This is a genomic window from Acerihabitans sp. TG2 (genome assembly GCF_035013185.1).
In the GTDB taxonomy this organism is placed as follows: Bacteria; Pseudomonadota; Gammaproteobacteria; order Enterobacterales; family Enterobacteriaceae; genus Acerihabitans.
Genome location: NZ_JAYGJO010000012.1, coordinates 13,489 through 38,953, shown reverse-complemented (window position 1 = coordinate 38,953; position 25,465 = coordinate 13,489). Strand labels below are relative to the sequence as shown.

The following is a 25,465-nucleotide window of genomic DNA, read 5'->3' as shown; positions in this document are numbered from 1 at the left end:
TTGCATGTAAGCTCCTTAATCGGTCAGCCAACTGGCCTGACGTTGCATCACCGGCAGCGGATAACGACGGTTATCCATGGAGGGCAACGCATTCAACAGGCCGCGCGTATACGGATGCTGCGCGTTGTCGAGTTCGGTTGCCGCAATGGATTCCACAATGCGTCCGGCGTACATCACCAGCACGCGGTCGCAGAAACTGCGCACCAAATTGATGTCGTGACTGATAAAAATAAGCCCCAGCCCGCGCGTCTTCACCAGGTCGTCGAGCAGAGCCAGCACCTGCAAACGCACGGACACATCCAGAGCAGAGGTTGGTTCGTCGGCGATCACCATTTCTGGGTCAGTGATCAACATCATGGCGATCATGATGCGCTGTCCCTGTCCGCCGGAAATTTCGTGCGGGTATAGGTGATAAACGCGTTCCGGCTCACGGATGCGCACCACGTCGAGCATGTTCAGCACTTTGCTCTTGGCATCCTGATACGAGCATCTGTGATGCGAACGCCATGCTTCGGCGATCTGATCGCCGACGCACAGCACCGGATTCAACGAATACTTCGGGTCCTGCATGATCATCGAGATGCGTTTACCCCGCACCTGACGCATCTGAGTCGGGCTGGCGCGCAGTAAATCGACATCACTGAACTGCATTTTGTCAGCAGTGATATGCGCTTTTGATGGATGCAGCTTTAACAAAGCGCGCCCGACGGTGGATTTTCCCGAACCGGATTCACCGACAATCGCCAGTTTTTCACGCTTGAGCAGGAAAGAAACGCCGCGTACCGCCTGCGTCACCTGGCGGCCATTCACAAAGCTGACGTGCAGATTTTGCACGTCAAGTAACGCCGGAGCGTCAGCTATTACGGGGATCGAGGATGTCACGCAGGCCATCTCCTAAGAAATTAAACGCGAGGCTATTAATCAGGATTGCCAGACCAGGAATAGTTGCGACCCACCAGCACTCCATCATGTATGTACGACCACTGGAAATCATGGCGCCCCATTCCGGATCCGGCGGCTGGGCGCCGAGGCCAAGGAAGCCGAGACCGGCAGCGGTAAGGATAATTCCTGCCATATTCATAGTGATACGAATGATCACCGACGGCAAACACAGCGGGACAATATGACGCCACAGTACCCGTACCGGAGACGCACCCTGCAAACGCACCGCAGAGATAAAATCTGCCTGACGCAGCGAGAGGGTTTCCGCGCGCGCCAGACGCGTAATCGGCGGCCAGGCGGTGAGTGTAATGGCGATCACCACATGCTCCAGCCCTGGCCCCAGCGCCGCGACAAATGCCAGCGCCAGGACCAGGCTCGGAAAGGAGATGAAAATATCGGTAACGCGCATCAATACCATATCGGTTTTGCCACCGAAATAACCCGCGGTCACGCCAAGCAGCAGGCCAAGCGGCCCGACGGTGACCGACACCAGCAATACGATGTACAGCGTAATGCGTGAGCCGTACACCATCCGGCTGAAAATATCGCGGCCGAATTCATCGGTGCCGAACCAGTGCGCCGCAGAGGGTGGGCTGAGTGCATTGTTTAAATCCTGCACCAACGGATGGAACGGCGCGATCCACGGCGCGAAAAGCGCTACAATCATTAACATCAGGACAATCGCGCCGCCGATGGCGGTCAGCGGATTGCATGTCATCAGCCACAGAAAATGACCAACGCGACCACATACACGTTGCATACGCTGGTGTTTTTCATCACCTGCGCTGAGTGTTACGGAATTGAGGGAAATCGTCATACTTTTGTCCTCGGGTCAAAGACCTGATACAGCAGGTCTGAGAGCAAATTCAGCATCACGAAAATCATGCCGACGACCAATACGCAGCCCATCACCGCATTCATGTCTCCGAGCATCAGGCTGCTGGTAAGATACGAACCGAACCCCGGCCATGAGAAGACGGTTTCGATCAATACGGCACCTTCGAGCAACGAGCCATATGCCAGCGCCACCACGGTTAACAACTGAACCAGAATGTTGCGGAACGCGTGGTTCCACAACACCTGCCATTCGCTCAGGCCTTTAACGCGCGCGGTAATAATGAACTCCTGCGTGAGTTGCGCGAGCATAAAACTGCGGGTCATGCGGCTGATGTACGCCAGTGAGTGAAACCCGAGCAATGACGCAGGCAGGATCAGATGATTAAGCGCGCTGCGGAACACATCCCAGTTCCCGGCGATCAACGCGTCGAACAGCATAAAACCGCTGTGGCGCGTGACCTGTCCGTCAAGGCTGAAATCCAGACGCCCTGCGCCACCCACCCAACCGAGCCAGGAGTAAAACACCAGCAGCCCCATCATCCCGACCCAGAATATCGGTGTGGAATAACCGGCAAGGCTGATAATACGCACCCCATAATCCACGATGCTGTTACGTTTTGCCGCCGCCAGTACACCCAACGGAATGCCGACGCCTGCGCCGATAATAATCGCCAGCGTTGCGAGTTCCATCGTAGCCGGGAACACGCGTAAAATATCCTGTGTCACCGGTTTACCCGTTAGCAGCGCATTGCCGAAATCACCGTGCGCCAGCCCGGAAAGGTAAATACCAAACTGTGTCCACAACGGTTTATCGAAACCCAATTGGTGATAAACCTGCTGATAAGTACTGTGGTCAGCATCCGGCCCGACAATCGCCAGCACCGGATCCACCGGCATCACGCGACCGATGAAAAAGGTCAGCAGCAGCAGACCAAACAGTGTCACCGCAACTTGAACCAAACGTTTACCAATGCGTCCGGTCGGAATGCGGGCAAGCAGACTTTGCTGAGTGAAGGTTTGCGCTGTCATAACCCATTACCTCTGGTTGGCTGACTCTCATCCTTGTAGACGTCACGCAGGAAGGTGGTTGCAGAAGGATGTGGCAGGTAGTTTTTGACGTCCTTACGTACCACAATGGAATCCACCATTTGCGAGAGTGGCACCAACGCCGGTATCAGCAAGTCGTAGCGTTCCTGAATGACGACATAATCCTGTTTTTGCTTTTCCGGGTCACGTTCAAGTAATGCCTGAACGATTTCCGTATTCAGCTGTTGGTCGTAAAAACCGGTGCGCCACCCCTGAAAATTGGTGAGACGCGCAGCATCGCTATTATCCGGGTTGTAGACCAGGGCGCGCAGGCTAGAATGCGGATGCGGTTCCACGCCGCTGCCACCACGTCCGACCAGCATGTCAAACTTACGTTCACGCATTGCGCCGTAAATCTGGTTGCCGGTGCCGGTGATAATTTTGGCGCGAATGCCGGCCTGCATCAGGGTGGACTGCACGGCGATGGCGATATTGAGGAAAGGCTGATCGGCCAGTACCCGCAACGTGGTGTCAAAACCGTCAGGATAACCGGCTTGCGCAAGCAATGTTTTGGCACGCGGAATATCCAGGTGATAACCCGGATCTGGCAACGTCGCAGGCATGCCGATCGGCAGCGGGCGTTGATGCACAACCCCGTAACCGGACATGAGTGCCTTACCGATTCCCTGATAATCAATGAGATAGCGCACCGCTTCTCGCACTTTTGAGTTGGCGAAATGTGACTCTTTCATGCTCATCGCCACGTAATAAATAGTGCCTTTTTTCACGCTATCGACGGTTATCGCCGGGTCGTGGCTGAGTGCATTGACGTCAGAAACCGCCATGTTTTTAGCGATGTCCAAGTCGCCTTTTTCGATCATCAGGCGTAGGGTTTGCGATTCTTGGAAATGGCGGAATACCACACGGGATAGCCGAGGCTCACCACGCCAGTATGCAGGGTTGCGGCTCATATTGAGCACGTCTTTTGCCTGCCAACCGTCGAGGCGAAACGGCCCGGAACCGGCTTCGTTGGTGGTCAGCCAGCGGTTGCCCCAGTCGCCATTGACTTCATGCGCCTGCATGGTTTTGCTGTCCAGCGCCACTACGCTGCCGAGTGCAGCCAGCGAGTAAATCACCAGTTGCGGATCATTCGGTTTAGGTAGTTGAATTTCAACGGTATAAGGCGAAGGCGCACGCACCATTTCATCGACATTCTTTTTGCTGAACCCATAGGATTTCCACACCGACGCCTGCGCCAGATTCAGATGCAGAACGCGGCGCATCGACCACACCACATCCTGTGCAGTGACCGGATTGCCGGAGTGGAATTTCACGCCTTCGCGCAGATGAAACGTCAACAGATTCCTTGCATCATTGACCTCCCACGAGACCGCCAGCGCTGGCCGAACATGGGTCAGCTGTTGCGGGTCAAGCTCAATCAGCGGGTCATAAAGATTCATCACGATGCCGACGATATCGTTGCCGGTCATTGCCGCTGGATCAAGTGTCAGCAGGTTGTTCATGTTCATGCCGATGATCAACTGGTCGGGCGGCGTTTTTGCCTGCGCGGTCCAACTGCTCACCGTGAGTAAGAGCGCGAGAAACCACGCCCCGAGAGATGTGCCAGTGTTCATGAGGTACCTTCCGGGTAGAGTCAGAGGGTTATTATTTTTTCTGCCCGCAGGTCAGTCGCGACTGACAGTATGGGTTGCTACGTAATCAAAATTGATGTCCTCTCCGAGGCCAGGGCGGTTAGAAAGATGAACAAAACCTTGCGCATCCATCGGGTCAACAATGCTGTTCAGGTAGGCTGCGGGGGTGTCGTATTCCAAGAATGGATGCAGCAGGCCGCGTTCATACCAGCGACAGTTGCGAATAGCGCCGACCACCGCCAAACTCGCCGCACCGTTGCCGTGTACTTCGCAGTCCATACCGAATGCCTCGGCCAGACCCGCGACTTTCATACACGGCGAGATCCCGCCGACGCCGTTGGCTCCGGCGCGTAAAATGTCGCAGGCGCCAGCTTTTACCCAGTCTGCTCGGCTGTGGTGTTTGCCGCCCAGACTTTCAGGACCGATCACGTCAATAGACAAGTTTTCCGCTAACCACGCGTAGGACGCCATACTCTCTTCTTCCATCGGCTCCTCGAACCACGCAAAATTGAGTTTTTCCAGCGCCTTACCGATGGTTAGCGCCTGACTGCGGCTGTACCAGTGATAACCATCGAGCATCAGATCGATGTCAGGTCCGACAGCTTCACGCACCGCGGCGCAGGCCTTGATGTCCATTTTAGGATCAGGTGCGAATGCCACGGGTGGCATCCATGTGTGCAGCTTGATGGCCTGATAACCCCGTGCCACCAGCTTCTCGGCAAACTGGCCGAACTCATCTGGCGTTGACAGCCCACCCGTGAGTTCATCACCGCACATCGTGCTGCCATAAGCCGGGACCTTTTCGCGAAATCCCCCCAACAGTTTATGCACCGGCATATTCAGTTTGCGGCCAATTAAGTCCCACAGCGCCTGTTCGACAAATGACAGTGCACGCTCAGTCAACTGGTGCGCACTGCCGCGCTGCCAGTGAACCAGATCCTGCCACAGCCGCTCACGGTCGAACGGATTCTGACCGATCAGAACTTTTCTAAAAAAGGCGCTGACGACGTGGGGTCGCACCACTTCCGGCGGTGCGAACGAATAGCCGCAATCGCCTTCGTCAGTGGTAATCGTCAACATCGCCATTTTTGCCTGGTTTTCTTCACCCGGATGCGAATGACCTGCACTGTCAGAAACGCGATGGGTCGGATAAGTAAAAACAGTGACTTCAACAGAACTTATTTTCACAGTGATACCTGCCATTACTGAGAAGGATAACATCGGGAGGGCGCTCAGCAATTGCGCGTTTTATCAACAATGTGAGCACATTCACAATTCATTAAAACCATAGAGTAAAAACATCAAAACATAGTTTCATTATTGAAGTTAGCCAGTTTGTTAGCTCATTTCCAGGGCTAAACGCCGAAAATTTCGCCTTATGTTTGGGCGTCTGCATGAAGGCGTGTGAGTGTTTTCACGAAAGTAGGGGAAAATGTGATCTGTGCAAGATGTAGGCGGAGGGATTGTGTGGCAATGGCCATCGAAGGTTTGGTTAATCCGGCATGGGCTACGTCATTCATACACATTAGCCAACCCGATACCGCATGTTTTTGCCCGACAGAGGACAAAATAACGCAGCCGTACCAGGCGATCATGGCTTGAATGCCTGGCAAGGCTCGCAGAGCACATCGTGGTGGCGTATTAACGCCTACTCACTGGATTTTAGAATATTTTCTTTCGAATACTGAAACCAGTTAGCGCGATATTTTAGATCATCAATATAAGAGACAATATCAAAAAAACATTGGAAAAATATTTCATTAGAGGTCTTTTCATTAATATTATACTCGAGTTTAATTTTGTTAAACGTGTTGCGATCGGTCGCGGAGGGTAGATATGCGATAAAATCCTCTGCCGAGATTGAATCCCCCAGTATCGTCAGCGCAATATTAATGAAAATCTCGGGGATGTCTTGTATAGACCGTTTTTTCCTTCGGTTATTGACGTTTTGTTTTATACTGGCCAATGCTTTAAGTAAAAGATTTAGTCGACTGTTGGTAATTTTTAATTCGTTACGCATTTTTATATAGTCAATTTCATCGTCGGCGGTTTTAATGGTATTAGAATTTGCTGACTGTGGGGTGTAAACAGTATACCATTCGGGATGTCGTTGACGAATAGCATCATTAGAGTAATAAGGGATAGATTCCACCGTGAGTAGAAGTTCATCGGCTAAAACCTGACCTAAAGGTTTAATGCCATTATGTAGGCTGTAACAAGATATCAATTGAATAGAGCTGACTGTGCTTAATGGAGATAAAAAAGATGTGTAATAAGATAAACCACGAACAATATTGGCTAACTCCATACCATGAATGATTCGGGCATTGTGTGGAACAGCCTGCATTTTGATTATTAGGCAATGATCCATATTAACAGAATTACGGATTTCCCAACGATCGCCGAGTAGTTGAGTAAACCTATTGAAATAATTATCATAATTGGTAAAATCATCCCCATTCATTGTCGTGGCGAGTGGTGGATCCAACAATTGATTGGGGGGGATAAAAACTTTATTTTGTATTGAAGTATCAGTAATGCCAATAAATAGTTTATAGGGTCCGCCTATTCCGCGAAGTTGAAATGTACCTTGTGAAAACACACCCATCTCTTCAGCGGTAATAATGGAAGGTCTGGCGCTAAGTTGAGGGTTAAAAAAACCATTATCTTGTGCAGCAAAACGGCCAAGGCCGAGGCAAATCATCAGATGATGTAACATTCCGTCTAAAGAAATAAAAGCCAGCAACACACCTTGCTCAAGGTCAAGTAACTGCTTGAACCATTTGACTTCATAATATAACCCAAAATAAGCTTCTAACGGGATTTTTATCCGTGGAGTAAAATCCATAAGTGATTTACTCCGTTCTGACATCTTAAGTGTTATGAGTTCTGCTTTTTCGAGTATTAAAAATGGGAATTTTAATTTTTTGGCATCAATCCCAGGGTGTGGGTCATATTCTGCAGTTCTAATTATAATATTTCGAGCAGCACTCAATACGGTAGGGCTAACCTGATAATCAGGAGATACTGCGTTATTAAAATAATTCAAATTACTCTTAATTAAGGAGGTTTTATACCATATAGGTTCACGAATTAACATTGCTTCTTTGATGTAATTCGTTGGAGTGATGGCAACTTTTAATGAGAAATCAATAGCAGAATTTATTTTTTCATAATCTACGAATTTAACCAATCCATATTGTATTGGGATATTAATATCATAATATGTTAACCATTCATGCTCCAAAAAAAATTGTTTTTGTTCGCCCTTTAATCCCGTGTCGGGGCGAAAACTGAGCAGATCGATAATAAATAAAGTATCATCGATGTTGAGTTTTATGACCAGATGATCAATGGGATTGATGTCCTGCTCATCAACCCACCATTTATTAACTCGGTAACTTACTGTCACCGAGTCATTTTTTTCAAAACTGTCCACAATGGATAATATATATTTTTTTATTTGCGGATTAATGCCAATAAAAGGTATTTTGTCAAACCCTTTTTTGGTGATAAGTCCATTTATTATTATTTTTATAATATCGTGTTCGGGTATTTTTTTGGCTAAACAATCGTTAATATAAGGTTGATAAATGTCAAAAAATAACTGTAATTTGCGTTTGGTAAGATAAACGACTTCATCATTAAGTACCTCAGGATCTTTTATTATCGTTAGTGGCTCGAATTGTATGATATTTAAGCCGGAATAAAGGTCTGCTGAAGTCATACCGATGCCAGTAAGGGGAGAAATCGGGTCTGGATCATGAAAAGCAGCCGAGTGCCATTGACCCGCTTGATTTTTTATAATTGGAATGGCTCCATCAAATTTGTCGGTATTACGTGGATTGACAATTCTCCATCGATTGATGGTTTTGTCAAAAATAATGGAATAAAAAATATTATCTATCTTAACATAACATTCACGGTACATTGTTTCCATGTCAGATTCGAATATTCCATTTTCATTTGGGCGAGCTACGATTTTTTCAATATCAATCGCCCACGATTTTTTCATGGTTGCTATTTTTATCTCATTGTCAAGAATATTGTGGCGTAACCATGATTTTTCATTTAAGACTTTCCGATTCACAAATCCAAATATATGTCTATTGAATAACTTTTGAAGTGGGTTAGGGTTCAGAAAAGAAATCAATTCATTATTTATTATTATTGCATTATCTAAGAGAGCTGTTGCTGATTTTTTTAAAATCTTTTGTAGTAAAAAATAATTAAATTTACTCGGTTTAATCTTATTTTCCTTGGCAAGGCTTATGATTTTACTTAAAGTAATTTTATTGAGTTTAATGATACCTACACCCGCGGGTACTAAAGAACAGGTTAAATCAAATGAATCAAGAAGAATGTCTTTAATGCGAATTTCATAACGTTGGTCATGCCAGTAACGCCAGATGACCTCGTAGAAAGGGATTAATGACGTTAGATAGTCTACCCAATTATGATCCACTAATATATCTGCGCTATCCTGACTGATTTCAAGCAGCATGTCTTTGTACCAATGATCAAGCGCTGCTAAAGGCGAACTGTAACGCATGTTATTGATATCTGCGACAAGAGAAAAATCCGACTGCGGGTTTGAAAATATATTTTTTTTCGGTGGATGAACAATAAAATTAAGTAGGTTATCGGTGGGATCATCAGAAGACAAGGATAATAATTCACTTAGTTCATTATACGTCAATGGTGTTTTTTCTCTATTACTTACATTAACATTAAAATTTGTTTTTTGTAGTATATCAATGATGCGTTTATATAAAGCATTGTCTCTATGTTTAGTAATATCAATAATGAATGGTGCGCTCAGCAACGTTGAGGCTAAATAGGTATTTCCACTTTGGGTTTTCATTATGATAATAAAACCATAATTCTTCTTTGGCGTAGAAACCCAGACTTGTGGAACAAGTGTGTTGTGAATATAATGTCTAGAAAAAATTCTAAAGGTAAATATTTCTTGCAGTGGTGAGATAAGATCACGGAACGAAATTAATGAATGCATGACCAAATGAGCAGTCATGTTTTTGGCTTCATGATGCATATCATGAAATTCATATTCAGCAAATTGGTCAAAATATGAATCAGTGTCGTTAAATGTAGCTGATGTTTTCAAATTAAATACACTTGTGTACTGCGTTGTTCTACGGATTCTGAAGTCATTGAATTCAAGTTCATCGGAGGTTTTAAAGGATTTTAAAATAGAAAAAGCATCTAGATCACGCCAATTTTTTTCCGTCGATTGATGGGTGGCCATAAACCAATAACAAGCCGCATATATAAAAAAATCAATATCACCCTCCTTGATTTTTTCAAGATAATAAGGTAAGGGGCCACCGGCAGCATTGATGGTATTCTCATTATTAACTAAATGATTTACAGCAGAAATCTTTGCGTTTACTAAAAATTGCACTGGAGTTTCAGCAGTGGTTACAATATTATTTTCAGAATAAGATATTAACGCTTTATTGAATTCCTTTTGTACCGTGGCTAAATATTGCAATAACATCTGGCACTCTTTGTTATATTTTATTAACAAATCAGAATCTGCATGCCACTGATCATGGCTCAATTCACCGATGCTATGGTCGACATCAAGGTTAATCAATATGTTTTTCTCTAAAATATCTTTAGCTTTTCTGTACGGTGCAAGGCTATCGGCTTGCCAATCGTCTCTGAGGGTGGAGGTTGATATTTTTGTCCGCGAGTACTCTATCAATTTAATAATTTTTGTCAAATGGGTATTTGGGGGTAATGAATGTTGAAAATAATCAATAAGTTGCTTTTGGAATATATCATCCAGTGATTTAAATTCTAACTGTTGTTTTTTTATAACAAAAATCTGCCAGTGTGGGGTAAATTCACCAGGAATAATCAAGTTTTCTTCATCATATGGATCATTATGAATCATGTTGTAATGAAATATATAATAAAAAAAACGAGATAATAAAGTCTGTTTTAAATTTAACATATTTTTATTAATAATTGCGTACCACAAATGTAAATTATTTTCAAATAATATTTTGCGTAATCCTTTCGTTGACGAATGATGCTGGACGTGGCGGCGAAAATGGTGGTGCGCTTTTTCCATCAAAATGAGCGTTGTGTAGTATTCAAAAAATACCTTTTCATTTTCCTTACTAGCAGAAGATAACATTTTTTGTAAGTGAGTTTTAGTCACTGTATAAGATTTGTGATTTTTAATCACTATGACTTCATTTAACACGCGTAGGTTTATTTCTTTGAAAACATTGACAATATTTTCATTAAAATTGAAATACTTTTCAAGAAAAAATTGTGGATGGTCAAATTTCGGGTCAATGTCACATTGACCACCGGTTTGTGATGGATTTTTCTTACACACGGCGCTATTTTCTATTTCCACATAACGCTTGATTAAAATAATGGTTAATGTTTTTCTTTTTTCTTTAAAATATAATGCGTGATCAATGTGATGCTTAATTAATTTACCTAAATAATAATCAAAACCATTAAGCCAATTTTGTTCCTTTAACGCTTGGGTTAGTGTGGCGGAATAATCTTGTACCAGAGTCATTAACGTCTTTTTTGCATATTCACTCGGCAAATCGAAATTTGATAAACAAGCACAGTATTTAAGCAGTGATGCCTTTTCCAGTGATAATGACGAATGGGAAAATACTGTATTATGATCCGGCTGTTTAGACGCTTCGACATCATGCTGGTTGTCGGTGTTACGCCGTTTTCTGGTGAGAAAAGGGACAGCGGCCGTGAATGGATACGGGCTAGGGTCGCGGCCACGGTCAGATGATCTCTGAGTCATAACGCCATGTGCAGAGACGTTTGGCATATGAATGACACGTGCATTGCTGTCCAGTGTTGTCATCACTACGGGCGTCTGCGCGGTGTGGGTTGCGCGAGTAAAAACTGGGATGGAAACCTGCACCACGTTGATAAGCTGGGCCAGCAGTTGGAATATCTGAGAAAACAACGAAGCTGGCGGAGGGGCAACAATATTATCGATGTAATAAATTTCGCCATCGGAAATGATTTGTTTGCCCATCAAACTGGTCACATAAACCCGCACGCCACTGCTCAATTTAAAAATAGTCGCCAGCAGTGAATACCGTCCTCCTGTAAACTCAATATCGATATATCTCGTGCCTAAAGGGATAAGCTGATCATCAGGGGTTTGTTTAAATTCATTGACATTTTTATATAAATCATCCACCTGTTTTTTTCGTATTGTTGATGTGGTTTGTGATTTTTCTTTAGCCCCCTTAAAGGGTAAATGTCTATTTTCGCTACCGATGATCCTTGCCGCGTGAGACCCATCAATCAACGTTTCACTCGGATTTTGAATAATAAATATTTCTGCTGGTTTATTGTTAAGTTGATTTTTGCTGTGCGACTGTCTATGCAGATGAGTAAGGTTTGGGTACATTCATTATCGCCTATGTTATGTGCTGGTGAATTATTGTAATGTATGACGACATAGCAAATTAACAACTGATTATTGTTACTCATTAATAAACGTATAAATATATTTGTTTTTATTATTTAAAAATTTATTTATGGAAATATTGTGGTTGGTAATAATGTTATTATAAACTATTACTTTTTTATCCATATGTACCTATGTTTTATTGATAAAATTGCGTAGGAATAATGTTTACATAGTTAACGTAAAGTATCATGTAAAAAATTAAAAATCCATGCAGATATATAATTAATTCACATAATTTATAATTACAACTCTGAGCGCAATGTGTGTTTTTAATAATATAAGATTATTTTAATATAAATATTATTATTGTTGATTAAGGCCGGGTTGCCGATTTTGCCGCCGGACGTTCTTAGTCTGCCGAAGATAAGCGCCCGGGTTATAACGGGAATGGATGAGTACCCCACTTACCAGAGACAGAACCGGCCACCACGGCCTTGTGTGGCCGGCGCGGACCGGGTATCCGCCACCCACGATCTGGTCAAGATCAGATGGATTTAAGGATGCTGAGTGTATCGCTGGTCATGGAAGGCATAAACTCGGTAATGCTGTAATTGGCTACCGCGTTAAACGGATCTTGCGCCAAAATTTCATTCAGCATGGACCTCGACAGACTTTTAGTCAGGATGATCCCACCGGTGCGGGGGACTTTTCTGCCGGAAGCCACAAAATCACCGCTAGTATAATGTTTTTGAAGCCAGGCAACATGCATCTCCAACAACGCTTCGACCTTTTCCATGGGTTCTTCATAGGTTAAATCTACGATGAACATCGGTTACTCCCGCACGATTTATGATGAACTCATCATAAACCTTCTGTTTCTTCTGTGAAGCCTGCTTTAGCATTAATTACGACTTAGCTCATTGACCCCCGTTCTACTCGCGTGCAGTGAGTAAATCTGGGGATGATTTCCCGTGTTAAATCGCGAGAGTTACCACTTTTTTGGCCGCAATCGTCGATGTGACGGATTTACGCCAGCGCCCTCACTACCCGGCACGGATTACCGCATGCGACCACATTTGGCGGAATGGAGCGGGTCACGAGGCTGCCGGCGCCGACAGTGGAGTTTTCGCCAATCGTCACCCCAGGCAAAATAGTGCAGCCACCGGCAATCCATACATTGTCGCTAATTATAATCGGCTCAGCCCAGCCGATATGCTGTAAGCGAATCTGGGGTTCTAAAGGATGATGCGCGGTAAAAAGTTGTACGTTGGGTCCGATGAATACGTGATTTCCTATCGTCACTGACGCACAGTCGAGCAAAACAAAGTTGAAATTGATAAACACGTGGCTACCGATGCGGGTATTTAGGCCGTAATCTACGCGCAGGTTTTTTTCAATATGAACGTCTTCACCCATCGCGGCAAAAATCGCCTTTAGTAGAGCTTGTTGTTGAGCGATGTCCCTATGCCCAAGTGCATTGTAGCGGTCAATGTTATCCCGTACACCATGTCGAATCTCAACCAAAGCAGGGTCGTTAATAAAATAACGTTCGCCTTGCTGCATTTTTTCCAGTTCAGTCATGCTTATCACCTCGGATTTGCTGCTCATCTACCATAAAGCATCGGCGCCTAAGCGAAAAAAAACAATAAACATTTTCCCGTTATCTTCAGGATAACCGAGTGAGGCTGCGCATGGCTGTCGAATGGTTTACCCCGCGAGGCTTTGTGCGCTTTGGCACCGCGATGTGAGCGCGTCTGCACGCTGGCTAAAAAAAAAAGGAGCAGATCGTCGTAAGATTGAAACATAGGAATTTTCCTATGTGATTATTATGGTAAAAATTTATGAAAAATATCGATAAGAAGAGGCTAATGATTACATAATAATGACATTTTTTGTGTTTTATTGTTAATGCATTCGCTAACCTAGCACAGTAAGTCATTGCTGAACTAATAGTAATGATGTAAACATTCGCTTTAAAGCGATATATCTAAAAATAAGGTTTATTTCTTATGAACCAACTCATCTTATGTTTTTTTTTGATGGCCATTGCTACATACAGTTTTTATCGACATATGAAATTTATACAAAGTCGTACGTTACCAAAATGGAAAAACGCCAAAAAAGGACATCATCATACCGGCCGGTTCTATGGGGCCTCGGTGATGATGCGTACGACAAGGCCCGGTAAGCCAAGCTACTCGGTTGCCGATAATGATAGTCAAGCGCTGGAGAGTGCAGCGTAGTCAGAGGTGATGTTGTTTTTTTCTATCCTGTTAAATTTAAAAAAATTGACAGGGCATGGTAGCTGTAAATAAAAAACATTAATGCGGTTTTTATTTTTCTGTACAGGCTGTCTGAAAAATATGGCAGAAATGTGAATGGAAATCGAGCAGAGTTCCGCAATGATATGTGGGTGCCATGGGCAGTCACAAGTTAATTGTGGAGCGTCGCCTGATGCCATTCCCTAATTAATTTATTTACAGGTTGAACGTATGAAATTAATACTCACAAGCCTGATCTGTGGGCTGACCGGTTGTAGTGCGGTAGGACATTATCACGTGGATCACAATGCCAGTGCTAAAGTTGATCTTCATTTTATCGGCATCCCGGTACTGGCTGGCGCCATTGGCTCCAGTTTCCCTCTTACCAAGCATTACAGTCTCACGGCGGGACATGTGGCCAAGATCATGATGGTGCGGGTCAAGGCCTACAATCCGACCTGTGATGTGGCGATAATCTATCATGACAATACCGGGCGAACCTTACCCAAACTCGAGACGGCGGTAAAAGGCGAAAAGCTCAAGATGTATGGCTATAATGCGTATACCGCCATGCCAACATCCTCATCAGGCACCTTGCAGGAATTTGGCTGGTGGAAAAAACCCGGTACCAGTTGCAGGATGGCATTGACTGATGCTGGCGGGATCCAAGGCATGAGTGGCGGTCCGGTGTATGGCGGCGATGGGGCCGTCATCGGGGTGTTCACCGCCACCCACCGGGAAAGAAATCAAAGTATTTTTGTTCCTTATCAAAATATCGCCAACTGGATTGTTGGACAGATGGATGGAAGAGATCTGGCAAGTGTAAGACAGTCTTCTTCTTCCCCAAGGGGCTCGGCCACCCTGTTTACAGCACGTTTTCCCGTCACGTCTACCCACGCCAAGTAATGATTACGGGGTAGTCTATCCAAGTCGACTATTATTTATCAGCGTTCAGCTGCTGGCGATAATTTAACGGGCTGATGCCCAGTTTACGCTGGAATACTCGTCGAAAAACATCCGCACTGGTAAAGCCACACTTTGTCGCAATTTTATCCAAACTCATGCTGGTCATTTGTAGAAATCGTTGCGCGGTTTCCAGTCGAATATTTTCTATATATTTTGCTGGAGTGATATTCAGCTCATGTTTGAAAATCCTGATCAAGGTACTGCGACTCATGGCAAGTTGGTCTGCTAAAACTTCGACGGTAAGATCTTGCGTCAGATTCTCATGTATCCAGGGTTGCAGCGCCTTTACGCTACGATGATGGGAATCTTGTGCCATAAGAGAACAGCTGAGCTGTGGTTGCCCTGCGGGTCGACGAAGAAATAACACCAGTTCTTTAGTCACTTCTGCCGCCAAGGCTTCACCAAGATCGTCGGCTATCAGGTTCAACGCAAGATCGATACTGGAAGACATGCCGGCTGACGAATAAATATTGCCATCCCTTACCCATACAGGCTGATTCTCTACATGCACACGCGGATGATGTTTGGCAAACGCATCCATGATGCGCCAGTGGGTGGTGGCATGTTTTTCATCCAACATACCGGTCTGCGCCAACGCAAATATTCCCCCTGAAAGGGTACAAATGCGTCTTACGCGGTTTTCCTGAGATCTGATCCACTCAATCACATGGGGTGGATACCTGCCAATGGTGTCGATATGCGTACTAATGATCAAGGTATCTATGTCGATGACCGAATTTATCCATTTGATATCAGCTAAGGTTGAATGTCCCAATAGGCTTATACCAGAATCACTTTCTATCTGTTTATCTGCTCCGGTGGATACCAGCTCCACATGATAAGGCGTTTTTTTTTCTGTTAAAAAATTAGCCAGACGAAACACATCTATTGGCCCAATAATATCTAAAAGATCAATAGGTGGAATGCTAAGAATAACTATTTTTTTAGCGGGTGGCTGATTAAACATCATTAATTACCTTTACCAAAAACATGTATAGCAACCTTGGTTATTACCATCTGACACAAATCGTCTGAAAAATGAAATTCCACTACACCTACGTTAATGTCAGTTACCATCCTGGCAGTAATGTGCTGAAAATAACTATAATAATTTATAGTAATGTAATATAAAGACTATTTGCAAGTCATTGAAATATTTAGATACATTTTATAGTATTGAAAATAATTAAATTATGACTATCGAAAATATCTACACGAAAAATAAGAACAAAACGGATAAGTCTGGATAGAATTAGATCATGAAATTATTGTTATAGTAAAAAATTGATAGACAGCTATGATTGGATGTTTATGATAAAAAACTGGCTATTAACTATATGATATTGTTGTAAAAATTTTACATAAAATCGTAGTGAATTGATAAAAACAGAATTTACTGAGAAAATTTTTTTTGTATAACATTGATAGAAATAAAAATTCGTCATGCTTAGTAAAAATTAGAATAAACATGAAATTAATATTCATATTTACATAATATTAATTACATAAATTTGCTATTTTAGTAATATTTTGAAATAAGATTAAAATCGAGTATTTATGCGGTTTTCCAGCGGTTTTTGATTTGTCGCGAGTGATGTGTAGTCTGGACAAAAAAACGTTACCGATTACATTATTATAACCGGTGGGATGACGCAATACGCTTATCGTAAATGATAAAGGTGAGTACTCGCGAGATAGCTGTAGGCCTTTCTCCAAATGGTCATCAGGCGGGACGGGTTTTATTACGTCGGGTGGCATGCCAGCATAGCAGCGAGCCGGCAGTCACCATCACCACGCCGAGCCAAAAAGAGAGCGTTAACGGAGTATTTAATACCAGTCCCGCTACCAGCGATGACAGTACCGGGGTAAAATAGGACGCAGTGGCCAGCAGCATCAAATTGCCGCGCATGATCCCGCTGTTCCAGGCCGCATAAGCGACGGCCGAAGCGGCACCCGCCAACACGAAGCGTACGGTGATCGGAAAATCCACCCGCATAATCGGTTCATGACTAAAGGCATACTGTACCCAAAGCGTGAGTGCCGTCAGGATAAAAAACAGTGTTACGCCATCTTTACCCTGTGCCCAGCGCTTGGTAACATTGCAATAGGCCGCCCAGATAATCGCACCGAAAAAGGCCAGTCCGTAACTCAGTGGGTTGGACAGAATATTATGCCCTATACGCTCTAGCGACCAGCCGCCATCACCCCCCATGATCCAGCCGATGCCGTACAGACACAACAGCAGGCCCGGTACAATCCAGCCATTGGCCTTTTCCCCATTGAACACCACCGCCAACAAGATGGTAAAGCTAGGCCAGAGATAGTTCACCATGCCGATTTCAATCGCCTGAGCGCGATCGTTGGCATAACCCAAAGCCAGCGATAAAAAAATCTCGTAACTGGCGAATAAAATACCGCCACCGAGCAAATAGGCGCGTGGAAAGGTGCGTAGCGCCGGAAACCCCATCAATACCAGCAACATGACCGCACTGACGCTATAAATGATGGCGGCGCCACCAATGGGGCCCAATGATTCGCTAACGCTGCGCAGCAATCCTACTGAACTGCTCCATAGCAAGATAGCCAACAGGCCTAACATGGTTGCCTTACTCTGGGGTGACGCTGAAAACATCTGTTACCTCTTGCTCACTGGAAATCCCTATCGATAGTCTCCTGAGTGGCCAGGTAAATACCGGTCTGAGACTCACAGGACTTTGGCATGATTTTATTGATGGGTTATTTATACGGTTATTGGTCGTGGTGGGCAATCATTTGATTAAGCGAGGGGGTAACGCGGGTAACTGATGGTTAAAAAAAACAAACCCGGGTTAGCTGAGCTCATCCGGGTTTGTAAATTAATGAAAATTTTTGTATAACTTAGTCCAGGTAGTCCAGGCATTATTCCGCAGTGTTAGTGTGGCTGGAAATACCCTGACTTACCGGATAGGTATTGGCATAGTCATGGTAGTCACTAACAGAAGCCATTGATACAGCTGGAACCATCATGGCGGCGATCAGGCTGAGTGCGGCGATTGTCTTTTTCATAATTGATATCCTAGAGTGTGAGTGTGAAAGCGTTTGCTTTCGATGGGATAATACTAACGTTCATTAATAAAATAGAATATCGAATAAATTTGTTCATCTTATTCAAAAAAAATGAACATAATCCTAACCTATTGTCAACGCAAGGATTTTCTCGGCAGATACCGGCTAATTATTTTTTGAACATCAGAATGGCATTGGATGGGGGGTGGACCGAGTCGCCTGATTTACGCGCTGTAACAGAGCGATTATTTCGCTGCCGCCATCCTGAACGACAGTGAATGTTTCGCTTTTCCTATAAAAAATGCACCTTACTCAGTTGGGTGTCCAACGTTTGGGGTGCAGTTCAATGCGGGCTGGGATATCAGTTCATAGGATCATGCTGCCAAATAAAAAGCCCAGCAGCACGGAAAATGCCACCCCGATGGTGCCAGGGATAAAGAACGGATGGTTAAACACCAGGCGCCCGATACGGGTAGTGCCGGTATCGTCCATTTGAATCGCGGCTACCAGCGTAGGGTAGGTCGGCAGAATAAACAATCCGGACACAGCGGCAAAGGATGCTACGGCGGTGAGTGGGGTAACGTTCAGTGCCAGCGCCATGGGCATCAATGCCTTGGCCGTGGCCGCCTGCGAGTAGAGCAGGGCAGAACAGAAAAAGAAAATCACCGCCAACAGCCAAGGATGGGTTTGGATGACCCCGCCGGCTGTCTCTTTGATCCAGGGTAGATTGGCTTGCACAAAGGTATCACCCAGCCATGCTACTCCAAGAATACAAATACAGGCGCTCATCCCGGCTTTAAACGTGCTTGAAGTGAGTACCGCATCGGTGCTGGCGGAGCAAAGCAGGGTGGTCAAGGTGGCGACGCTAAGCATAATAATCAGAATAGCGCTGGTGGTGCTCATGATGGGGGTGACGACCAGTCCCAGCCCCGGACTGTTAACGATAGCATATGCTACCACGCTGAATACGCCGGCCAGAAACAGCAAAACGGACAACCTGGCCCGTGGTTTGATAGTGATAGATTGACTGCCGCGCAGTGTCACCAGCCCCTCTTCCAAACGTTTTAAGTATACCGGGTCGGTGGACAGCGTCGAATTAAACAGTTTGCTGACCAGCAGCGACATCAGCACCACGCCACAAAAAGTCGAGGGGATCAACACCATTAATAGATGGATATAATTTACCCCGCGTGGCTCCATGACCGATGCCATATACACCACCGCCGCTGAAATTGGTGATGCAGTAATGGCGATTTGCGCCGACACCACCGCAGTTGATAGTGGTCGGCAGGGCTTGATGCCCTGTTCTTTGGCCACTTCGGCAATGACCGGCAGCGCGGAAAGAGAGATATTGCCGGTACCGGCAAAAATGGTCAGGAAATAGGTCACGATGGGGGCGAGTAACGTAATATGCCGGGGGTTTTTACGTAGGATTTTTTCAGTTTGTTGCACCAGATAATCCATCCCGCCGGCGACTTGCATAACAGCAATTGCTGCGATCACCGCCATGATAATCGAGATAACATCAAAAGGAATGCTGCCTGGATGCACGCCGATGATCGCCAGCGCCAATACCCCGAGACCGCCAGCAAATCCGATGCCGATGCCGCCTAATCGAGCGCCGAGAAAAATGGCGAAAAGCACAATGAGCAGTTCAAGAATTAACATAAATTAGCTCCACTTGACATGATAGTTCTCCTTGGTGAAACCGCCAAAAAGCGGTTATCAGAATGTCATCCTCAGTGTACGGGTGGGTAAAATATTGCCAAATGGCTAAATATCAACCGTATTCACCGCGAATATCATTATCAGCCTAATCATATGCTGCTTATGTCAAAATACTGGTAGTGGGATCACTATCCGCTGGGCTCATATTGAATCGTTTCAATATCTGCGTTGGCGCTCACACTAATGGATCAAAGGACCCTATGACCCAGCCAAGTGAACGCGGTAGAAAAAGCATTCGTTGCGCGGGTCTTGCATTCTCTACCCGCGCTTGCATCCGTTTTCTAGCCCAATGTGCAGAGGGGGTTGACGGGCTATGGGGTGATAACACTGGGTCTATGGAACAGAGAGTGATATTGGTATGATTCCCCCTTATCACTTGAGGAGCATAGAATGAAAAAATCCGCATTTATCATCATTGTCGCCACCCTGCTTGGGCTCGTTGGCTGCACCACACCCCCGATGACCACCGTCCAACCGACGCTGATCCCGCCGGAGCGTACGCTAGGGTTCCAAACCAACGTCAACAATGGCGCAACGATCGTGGTGAATCGCGACAGCGAATTTCTTTCCGGGGCGGGATGTTTGTTATCGGTGTTGATTGACGGTAAAACTGCGGCAAACATTGCCGCGGGTGAAACCGGACGGTTTTTTGTTGAGCCAGGACAGCATATTGTCGGCGTATCGGGTGGTTCTTTAGCTGACGGTCATTGCGCTATTCAACCAGCACAGCCGCCGGTGCAGTCTGTCACGGTGGTAAACTCCGGCCAGGTGCAGAAATTTAGGATTTCAGGTGGAGAAAATACCGCTCTGGCTATCAGGCCGACGAGTTTATAAGCCCCACGGCACAGGAGGCAAAGGGATGAACATAGAGATTATCAGGGCGGATTATGGCAACCAGGAACACGCGGGTCAGATTGTGGAACTGTTGGACCATTACGCCCGCGATCCCATGGGAGGAGCGGCGCCGCTTAGCGACTATGCGCGCAGCCACCTGGTGGAACAACTTGCCCAGCGGCCTGATGCTCTAACGCTGTTGGCCGTGGTGAATAGTCAGTTTGCCGGTCTGGCCAACTGCTTCGAGGGATTTTCCACCTTTGCCGCGCGGCCGCTAATGAATATCCATGATATCGCGGTATTGCCGGCGTTTCGCGGTTTAGGTGTTAGCCAGCGGTTGCTTGCGGCAATTGAGGGCCATGCGCAGGCTCGCCAATGCTGCAAAATCACACTGGAGGTGTTGGAAGGAAACGCAGTGGCGCAGGCCAGCTATCGCAAATTTGGTTTTGCCGGTTATGAATTACAGCCGGAAGCTGGTCGCGCGTTATTCTGGCAAAAAAAACTATAGTGCATCAATAGGCCACCCGCGAGTGGCCTATTGATGTCCGTCAATGAAACCATAGATAGAACGCGAGCGCGACCAAGAGCCAGAAAATAAGACTAAAGGCAAATACGCCGATCCATGCGGCCCGTTTGGTTATTTGCATAATGAATCCGCAACTGAAAATTATGCTATAAAATAGCGGTAATAATCAGTGTTTTCAATTTTTATATTGATCTATTCTGGTGGGTAGGGGGATTTTTTTGGAAATGATAATTGAAAAAGCTATAATTATTAGGTAGATAAGAATTAATTTTGTTTATTAAATACCAACTTCTTTTTTATCATAAAGCATTAGAAAATAATCTACTGTCATTTCTTTTGCCATAAGTCAAATTTCTAACTTATCAACGCATCAGAATTCATTTTAATAAAATAAACAGCGCCAGAGGTCAGTGCTAAATGTAAAAAACCGAGGAGTAGTTTAAAAATAAGATAACTAATATTATCCCTAATACTGCAATTATCTTGTTTAAAATACAACCTCAATATTTACACTTTTTTGACATAGGCTATACAGCGGCACTCTGTTGTGGGTATTTTCACCTACGCGTTTTTGTCCACAGGCGGGTTAGGTAACGCCATCGGTAGTGTGACCAACGGCGTAATGCTTTTTATGATGGCGTAGCCCGCACTATCCAGCGCTCGCCGTACGCTGGCAAGCACTGGGTCGGCAGTGCGGTGATTATTGCAAACACTCGGCACACTGATTTTTCTGGATCTGCTCGTAGAAGTCGTTGCCTTTATCATCCACTAGAATGAATGCCGGGAAGTTTTCGACTTCGATTTTCCAAATGGCTTCCATACCGAGTTCCGGATACTCGACGCACTCCAGATGTTTTATGCTCTGCTGAGCCAGTACCGCAGCCGGGCCGCCGATACTGCCCAGATAGAAACCGCCGTGCTTATGACATGCGTCCGTAACCTGTTGGCTACGATTGCCCTTGGCCAGCATGATCATGCTGCCACCGTGAGATTGCAGCAGATCCACATAGGAATCCATACGACCTGCGGTGGTCGGTCCCATGGAACCCGAAGCATGACCTTCCGGCGTTTTGGCCGGTCCCGCGTAATACACTGGATGATCTTTAATGTATTGCGGCAAGTCTTCACCGTTGTCTAACCGCTCTTTGAGTTTCATGTGGGCCATATCACGTGCCACAATGATGGTTCCGCTCAGGGAAAGACGAGTGGACACGGGGGACTCAGAGAGCTGGGCAAGAATGTCTTTCATCGGGCGGTTCAGGTCAACACGCACCACGTCGCCTTCGCCTTGCTGGCGCAGGGATTCGGGAATGTACTGACCCGGATTGTGCTCTAATTTTTCAATCCAGATGCCTTCACGGTTAATTTTGGCTTTCACATTACGATCGGCGGAGCATGAAACGCCCATTCCCACCGGGCAAGAAGCACCGTGGCGCGGTAGACGGATCACGCGCACATCATGAGCAAAGTATTTTCCACCAAACTGAGCCCCTAAGCCCAGGTTCTGCGCTTCTATCAACAGCTCTTTTTCTAACTGGACATCACGGAAGGCCTGGCCATGCTCATTACCTTCAGTCGGCAGGCCATCATAATAATGGGTTGATGCTAATTTGACGGTTTTCAGGGTACTTTCCGCCGACGTGCCACCAATCACAAACGCGATGTGGTAGGGCGGGCAGGCTGCGGTTCCTAATGTGCGCATTTTTTCCACCAGGTACTTTTTCAGTTTCCCGGTGCTTATCAGAGCTTTGGTTTCCTGGTAGAGATAGGTTTTGTTCGCAGAACCGCCACCTTTGGCAACGAACAGAAACTTATATTCATCGCCATCCACACTGTAGAGGTCGATCTGCGCGGGCAGGTTGGTGCTGGTGTTCACTTCTTTATACATGTCCAATGCGGCGTTTTGGGAATAGCGCAGGTTATCGTCGCGGTACGTGTTGTACACCCCGAGAGCCAGACTGGCCTCATCGCCGCCACCGGTCCACACATGTTGGCCTTTTTTCCCCATAATAATCGCAGTGCCGGTGTCCTGGCAGGTTGGCAAAACCCCTTTAGCTGCAATCTCTGAGTTTCTCAAAAACTGCAGTGCAACATATTTATCGTTTTCGCTCGCCTGCGGGTCATGAAGAATGGATGCCACTTGTTTTTGGTGCGCGGGACGCAACATAAATGCGGCATCGTGAAACGCCTGTTGCGCCAGCAGCGTCAGGGCTTCGGGGGCGACTTTGAGTATTTCTTGCCCATCGAACTCAGCAACGCTGACATGCTCCTGGCTCAACAGGTAGTATTCGGTATCCTCTTTGGCAAGGGGGAACGGGTTTTGGTAATGGAAAGGTTTATTCGACATTTTTTCTCACTTAATCCGTTATTGCCGCCGTTCGTCCCGGGTTTCTGGACCGCATCACCAGCGACATCTGGTTGGTTATCACCACCTTGCCGATCTGATAAAACCAGTCGGCTGGCAACGGTGGTGGATGTTTCAATATAAAGTATTTATCTTCACACGTGCAGGTATGAATAGGTCGGTTATCAGAACATCATTGTCATCCATGGATAACCAATAACCAACAGCGCAATCAAGAAAAAAGCGCCAAAAATAGCACCCAGGCGCCAGTAATCGGCGGTGGGTAGATAGCCACTGCCATAATAAATCGGGCTAGGCCCGGTGCCGTAAGGTGTGATGATCCCCATAATCCCCATTGAGGTGACGATCATCAGACAAAATACCTGCATGTTGATGCCTGGAATGGTGGACGCAATGGTTAGCATGGCCGGTAATAATGCAGTGGCATGTGCGGTGGTACTGGCAAAAAGATAGTGCAGTAAGTAAAACGCCACCAACAGCAAGATAGATGCTTGAAGCGGGGGTATCCCCACCATGAGCGTTCCGACTTCATCACCCAACCAGCCAATGAACCCGGTGGAGGATAATCCATCCGCCAGCGCAATCAGGGTGGCAAACCACACAAAGGTATTCCAGGCAGCTTTATTGTTGGAAATATCACTCCACTCCAATACGCCGGTCCACAGCATCAGTGTGACAACCAGCAGTGCGGCAAGTGCGGGTTCAATCCATTGTGCAGCAAAAATCCACATCGCCAGCGCACAAAAAACGAACACCAGCAGCAGAATTTCATTACGCGACAACCTGCCCAGCTTTCCCAACTCCTCACTGGCCCAGCGAGGCACTTCATCATTGATTTTAATCTCAGGCGGATAAATCCAATAAACCAGTAACGGCATCGTCAGAATCAGCAGCACACCCAACGGCAGGAAGGCGATAAACCAGTCACCCCAGGAAATAGTGATGCCGACAATGTCTTTTACCAGCGCGATGGCCAACAGGTTTGGCGCCAGTGCCGACAGGAACATGGAACTGGTGATACAGGTGGACGTAATGGCCACCCACATCAGATAGGAGCCAATTTTACGGGCACTGGGGTCATGAGGTATGGAACCATATAATGGCGGCAGGTGGGCAATGATCGGGTAGATCGTGCCGCCACTGCGTGCGGTGTTGGACGGTGTAAAGGGTGCCAGCAATAGATCAGCAAAGGTGATGGCATAACCCAAGGTCAGGCTGCGGCGACCAAGATATTTTACCAAGATCAGTGCCAGACGGCGTCCAAAATGCGTTTTATCGTAGCCTGCAACGAACATGAATGCACCAAAGATCAGCCATACCGTCGAGTTGGCGAATCCGCTCACCGCCCATGTAAACGATTGTGTAGCAAGATCAAACTTGGGGGCGGACATTTCAGCCGGACTAAACAACAGCCATTGCGCACCCAAGGCGATGACCACGACGCCCGTCAGACCGATAACTGCACCGGGTAATGCCTCGCAGATCAAGCCGACAATCACCCCCGCAAAGATGGCAAAAAAATGCCATGCATAGGGTTGTAACCCCGAGGGCACCGGGATCAATAACAGCAACACTGCGACCAGTACCGGCACGAACATAAAAATCAACCGGTGTAGCTTTCCTTCTGGGCCTGTGCTGGCCGATTCTGGCTCCGTACTTGTTGGTATTGCTTTCATAGTAGGTGTCTATAAGTGATTAAGCATTTTTCCAATGGTGCACAGATAATATAATTCTATTTTTTTAGCTATTTAATGTTGACATATGGATAATAAATTATTTTTATTTATGGCTGCTGATTTACGTAGCCTATCTATCAGTATGGTTAAGTATTTATATAATGCTTTTATA

Annotated in this window: 17 protein-coding genes; 3 read left to right on the top strand and 14 right to left on the bottom strand. The window is 46.0% G+C overall.

Annotated features, from left to right (window positions below; translation table 11 throughout):
• Nucleotides 1-15: 15 nt before the first annotated feature.
• The 8 genes from SJI19_RS12420 to SJI19_RS12385 form a co-directional block, all read right to left on the bottom strand.
• Nucleotides 16-882 (bottom strand): ABC transporter ATP-binding protein, encoded by an 867-nt coding sequence (locus tag SJI19_RS12420; protein ID WP_323478577.1) that lies wholly within the window; start codon nt 880-882, stop codon nt 16-18.
• Nucleotides 854-1,759, bottom strand: coding sequence for an ABC transporter permease (locus SJI19_RS12415; RefSeq protein ID WP_323478576.1), 906 nt, complete (start codon nt 1,757-1,759; stop codon nt 854-856). Before SJI19_RS12415 ends, SJI19_RS12420 begins: the two co-directional genes overlap by 29 nt.
• Nucleotides 1,756-2,808 (bottom strand): ABC transporter permease, encoded by a 1,053-nt coding sequence (locus tag SJI19_RS12410; RefSeq protein ID WP_323478575.1) that lies wholly within the window; start codon nt 2,806-2,808, stop codon nt 1,756-1,758. The genes SJI19_RS12415 and SJI19_RS12410 overlap by 4 nt, the downstream gene beginning before the upstream one ends.
• Complete coding sequence (locus tag SJI19_RS12405) at nt 2,805-4,439, bottom strand: ABC transporter substrate-binding protein (RefSeq protein WP_323478574.1); 1,635 nt, start codon at nt 4,437-4,439, stop codon at nt 2,805-2,807. The genes SJI19_RS12410 and SJI19_RS12405 overlap by 4 nt, the downstream gene beginning before the upstream one ends.
• A 51-nt stretch (nt 4,440-4,490) precedes the next feature.
• Nucleotides 4,491-5,645 carry a mandelate racemase family protein gene (locus tag SJI19_RS12400; protein ID WP_323478573.1) on the bottom strand — a complete coding sequence of 385 codons (1,155 nt, stop codon included), beginning with the start codon at nt 5,643-5,645 and terminating at the stop codon, nt 4,491-4,493.
• Between the two features lie 460 nt (nt 5,646-6,105).
• Nucleotides 6,106-11,889 (bottom strand): hypothetical protein, encoded by a 5,784-nt coding sequence (locus SJI19_RS12395; protein ID WP_323478572.1) that lies wholly within the window; start codon nt 11,887-11,889, stop codon nt 6,106-6,108.
• 547 nt (nt 11,890-12,436) lie between these two features.
• The gene (locus SJI19_RS12390; protein WP_323478571.1) at nt 12,437-12,721 is read right to left on the bottom strand and encodes a YciI family protein; all 285 of its coding nucleotides are present in this window, start codon (nt 12,719-12,721) and stop codon (nt 12,437-12,439) included.
• Between the two features lie 197 nt (nt 12,722-12,918).
• Complete coding sequence (locus SJI19_RS12385; RefSeq protein ID WP_323478570.1) at nt 12,919-13,473, bottom strand: sugar O-acetyltransferase; 555 nt, start codon at nt 13,471-13,473, stop codon at nt 12,919-12,921.
• Between the two features lie 911 nt (nt 13,474-14,384).
• Here SJI19_RS12385 and SJI19_RS12380 point away from each other — a divergent pair.
• Nucleotides 14,385-15,059 carry a trypsin-like peptidase domain-containing protein gene (locus SJI19_RS12380; protein WP_323478569.1) on the top strand — a complete coding sequence of 225 codons (675 nt, stop codon included), beginning with the start codon at nt 14,385-14,387 and terminating at the stop codon, nt 15,057-15,059.
• Between the two features lie 31 nt (nt 15,060-15,090).
• Here the strand turns inward: SJI19_RS12380 and SJI19_RS12375 are convergent, their stop codons facing one another.
• From SJI19_RS12375 to SJI19_RS12360, 4 genes are all read right to left on the bottom strand, one after another.
• Nucleotides 15,091-16,089 carry a GlxA family transcriptional regulator gene (locus tag SJI19_RS12375; protein WP_323478568.1) on the bottom strand — a complete coding sequence of 333 codons (999 nt, stop codon included), beginning with the start codon at nt 16,087-16,089 and terminating at the stop codon, nt 15,091-15,093.
• Between the two features lie 753 nt (nt 16,090-16,842).
• Nucleotides 16,843-17,751 (bottom strand): aromatic amino acid DMT transporter YddG, encoded by a 909-nt coding sequence (yddG, locus tag SJI19_RS12370; RefSeq protein WP_323478567.1) that lies wholly within the window; start codon nt 17,749-17,751, stop codon nt 16,843-16,845.
• 266 nt (nt 17,752-18,017) lie between these two features.
• The gene (locus tag SJI19_RS12365; RefSeq protein WP_323478566.1) at nt 18,018-18,164 is read right to left on the bottom strand and encodes a hypothetical protein; all 147 of its coding nucleotides are present in this window, start codon (nt 18,162-18,164) and stop codon (nt 18,018-18,020) included.
• 366 nt (nt 18,165-18,530) lie between these two features.
• On the bottom strand, nt 18,531-19,832 hold the full coding sequence (locus tag SJI19_RS12360) for an anaerobic C4-dicarboxylate transporter (RefSeq protein WP_323478565.1): 1,302 nt from the start codon (nt 19,830-19,832) through the stop codon (nt 18,531-18,533).
• Between the two features lie 450 nt (nt 19,833-20,282).
• On the opposite strand from SJI19_RS12360, the gene SJI19_RS12355 reads away from it, so the two are divergent.
• Entirely contained in the window at nt 20,283-20,726 is a 444-nt protein-coding gene (locus tag SJI19_RS12355; protein WP_323478564.1) for a hypothetical protein, read from the top strand.
• A gap of 25 nt (nt 20,727-20,751) precedes the next feature.
• Nucleotides 20,752-21,234: a GNAT family N-acetyltransferase gene (locus SJI19_RS12350; RefSeq protein WP_323478563.1), complete on the top strand. Its 483-nt coding sequence runs from the start codon at nt 20,752-20,754 to the stop codon at nt 21,232-21,234.
• Between the two features lie 718 nt (nt 21,235-21,952).
• On the opposite strand, the gene fumA is transcribed toward SJI19_RS12350, so the two are convergent.
• On the bottom strand, nt 21,953-23,599 hold the full coding sequence (gene fumA / locus SJI19_RS12345) for a class I fumarate hydratase FumA (RefSeq protein WP_323478562.1): 1,647 nt from the start codon (nt 23,597-23,599) through the stop codon (nt 21,953-21,955).
• Between the two features lie 182 nt (nt 23,600-23,781).
• The gene (locus SJI19_RS12340; protein WP_323478561.1) at nt 23,782-25,293 is read right to left on the bottom strand and encodes an anion permease; all 1,512 of its coding nucleotides are present in this window, start codon (nt 25,291-25,293) and stop codon (nt 23,782-23,784) included.
• Nucleotides 25,294-25,465 lie beyond the last annotated feature (172 nt).

What these genes read in the sequence shown, in the direction of transcription:
- SJI19_RS12415 (WP_323478576.1), bottom strand. Translation starts at nt 1,759, where the DNA reads ATGACGATTTCCCTCAATTCCGTAACACTCAGCGCAGGTGATGAAAAA.
- SJI19_RS12410 (WP_323478575.1), bottom strand. Translation starts at nt 2,808, where the DNA reads ATGACAGCGCAAACCTTCACTCAGCAAAGTCTGCTTGCCCGCATTCCG.
- SJI19_RS12405 (WP_323478574.1), bottom strand. Translation starts at nt 4,439, where the DNA reads ATGAACACTGGCACATCTCTCGGGGCGTGGTTTCTCGCGCTCTTACTC.
- SJI19_RS12395 (WP_323478572.1), bottom strand. Translation starts at nt 11,889, where the DNA reads ATGTACCCAAACCTTACTCATCTGCATAGACAGTCGCACAGCAAAAAT.
- SJI19_RS12390 (WP_323478571.1), bottom strand. Translation starts at nt 12,721, where the DNA reads ATGTTCATCGTAGATTTAACCTATGAAGAACCCATGGAAAAGGTCGAA.
- SJI19_RS12385 (WP_323478570.1), bottom strand. Translation starts at nt 13,473, where the DNA reads ATGACTGAACTGGAAAAAATGCAGCAAGGCGAACGTTATTTTATTAAC.
- SJI19_RS12380 (WP_323478569.1), top strand. Translation starts at nt 14,385, where the DNA reads ATGAAATTAATACTCACAAGCCTGATCTGTGGGCTGACCGGTTGTAGT.
- SJI19_RS12375 (WP_323478568.1), bottom strand. Translation starts at nt 16,089, where the DNA reads ATGATGTTTAATCAGCCACCCGCTAAAAAAATAGTTATTCTTAGCATT.
- yddG (WP_323478567.1), bottom strand. Translation starts at nt 17,751, where the DNA reads ATGTTTTCAGCGTCACCCCAGAGTAAGGCAACCATGTTAGGCCTGTTG.
- SJI19_RS12365 (WP_323478566.1), bottom strand. Translation starts at nt 18,164, where the DNA reads ATGAAAAAGACAATCGCCGCACTCAGCCTGATCGCCGCCATGATGGTT.
- SJI19_RS12360 (WP_323478565.1), bottom strand. Translation starts at nt 19,832, where the DNA reads ATGTTAATTCTTGAACTGCTCATTGTGCTTTTCGCCATTTTTCTCGGC.
- SJI19_RS12355 (WP_323478564.1), top strand. Translation starts at nt 20,283, where the DNA reads ATGAAAAAATCCGCATTTATCATCATTGTCGCCACCCTGCTTGGGCTC.
- SJI19_RS12350 (WP_323478563.1), top strand. Translation starts at nt 20,752, where the DNA reads ATGAACATAGAGATTATCAGGGCGGATTATGGCAACCAGGAACACGCG.
- fumA (WP_323478562.1), bottom strand. Translation starts at nt 23,599, where the DNA reads ATGTCGAATAAACCTTTCCATTACCAAAACCCGTTCCCCCTTGCCAAA.
- SJI19_RS12340 (WP_323478561.1), bottom strand. Translation starts at nt 25,293, where the DNA reads ATGAAAGCAATACCAACAAGTACGGAGCCAGAATCGGCCAGCACAGGC.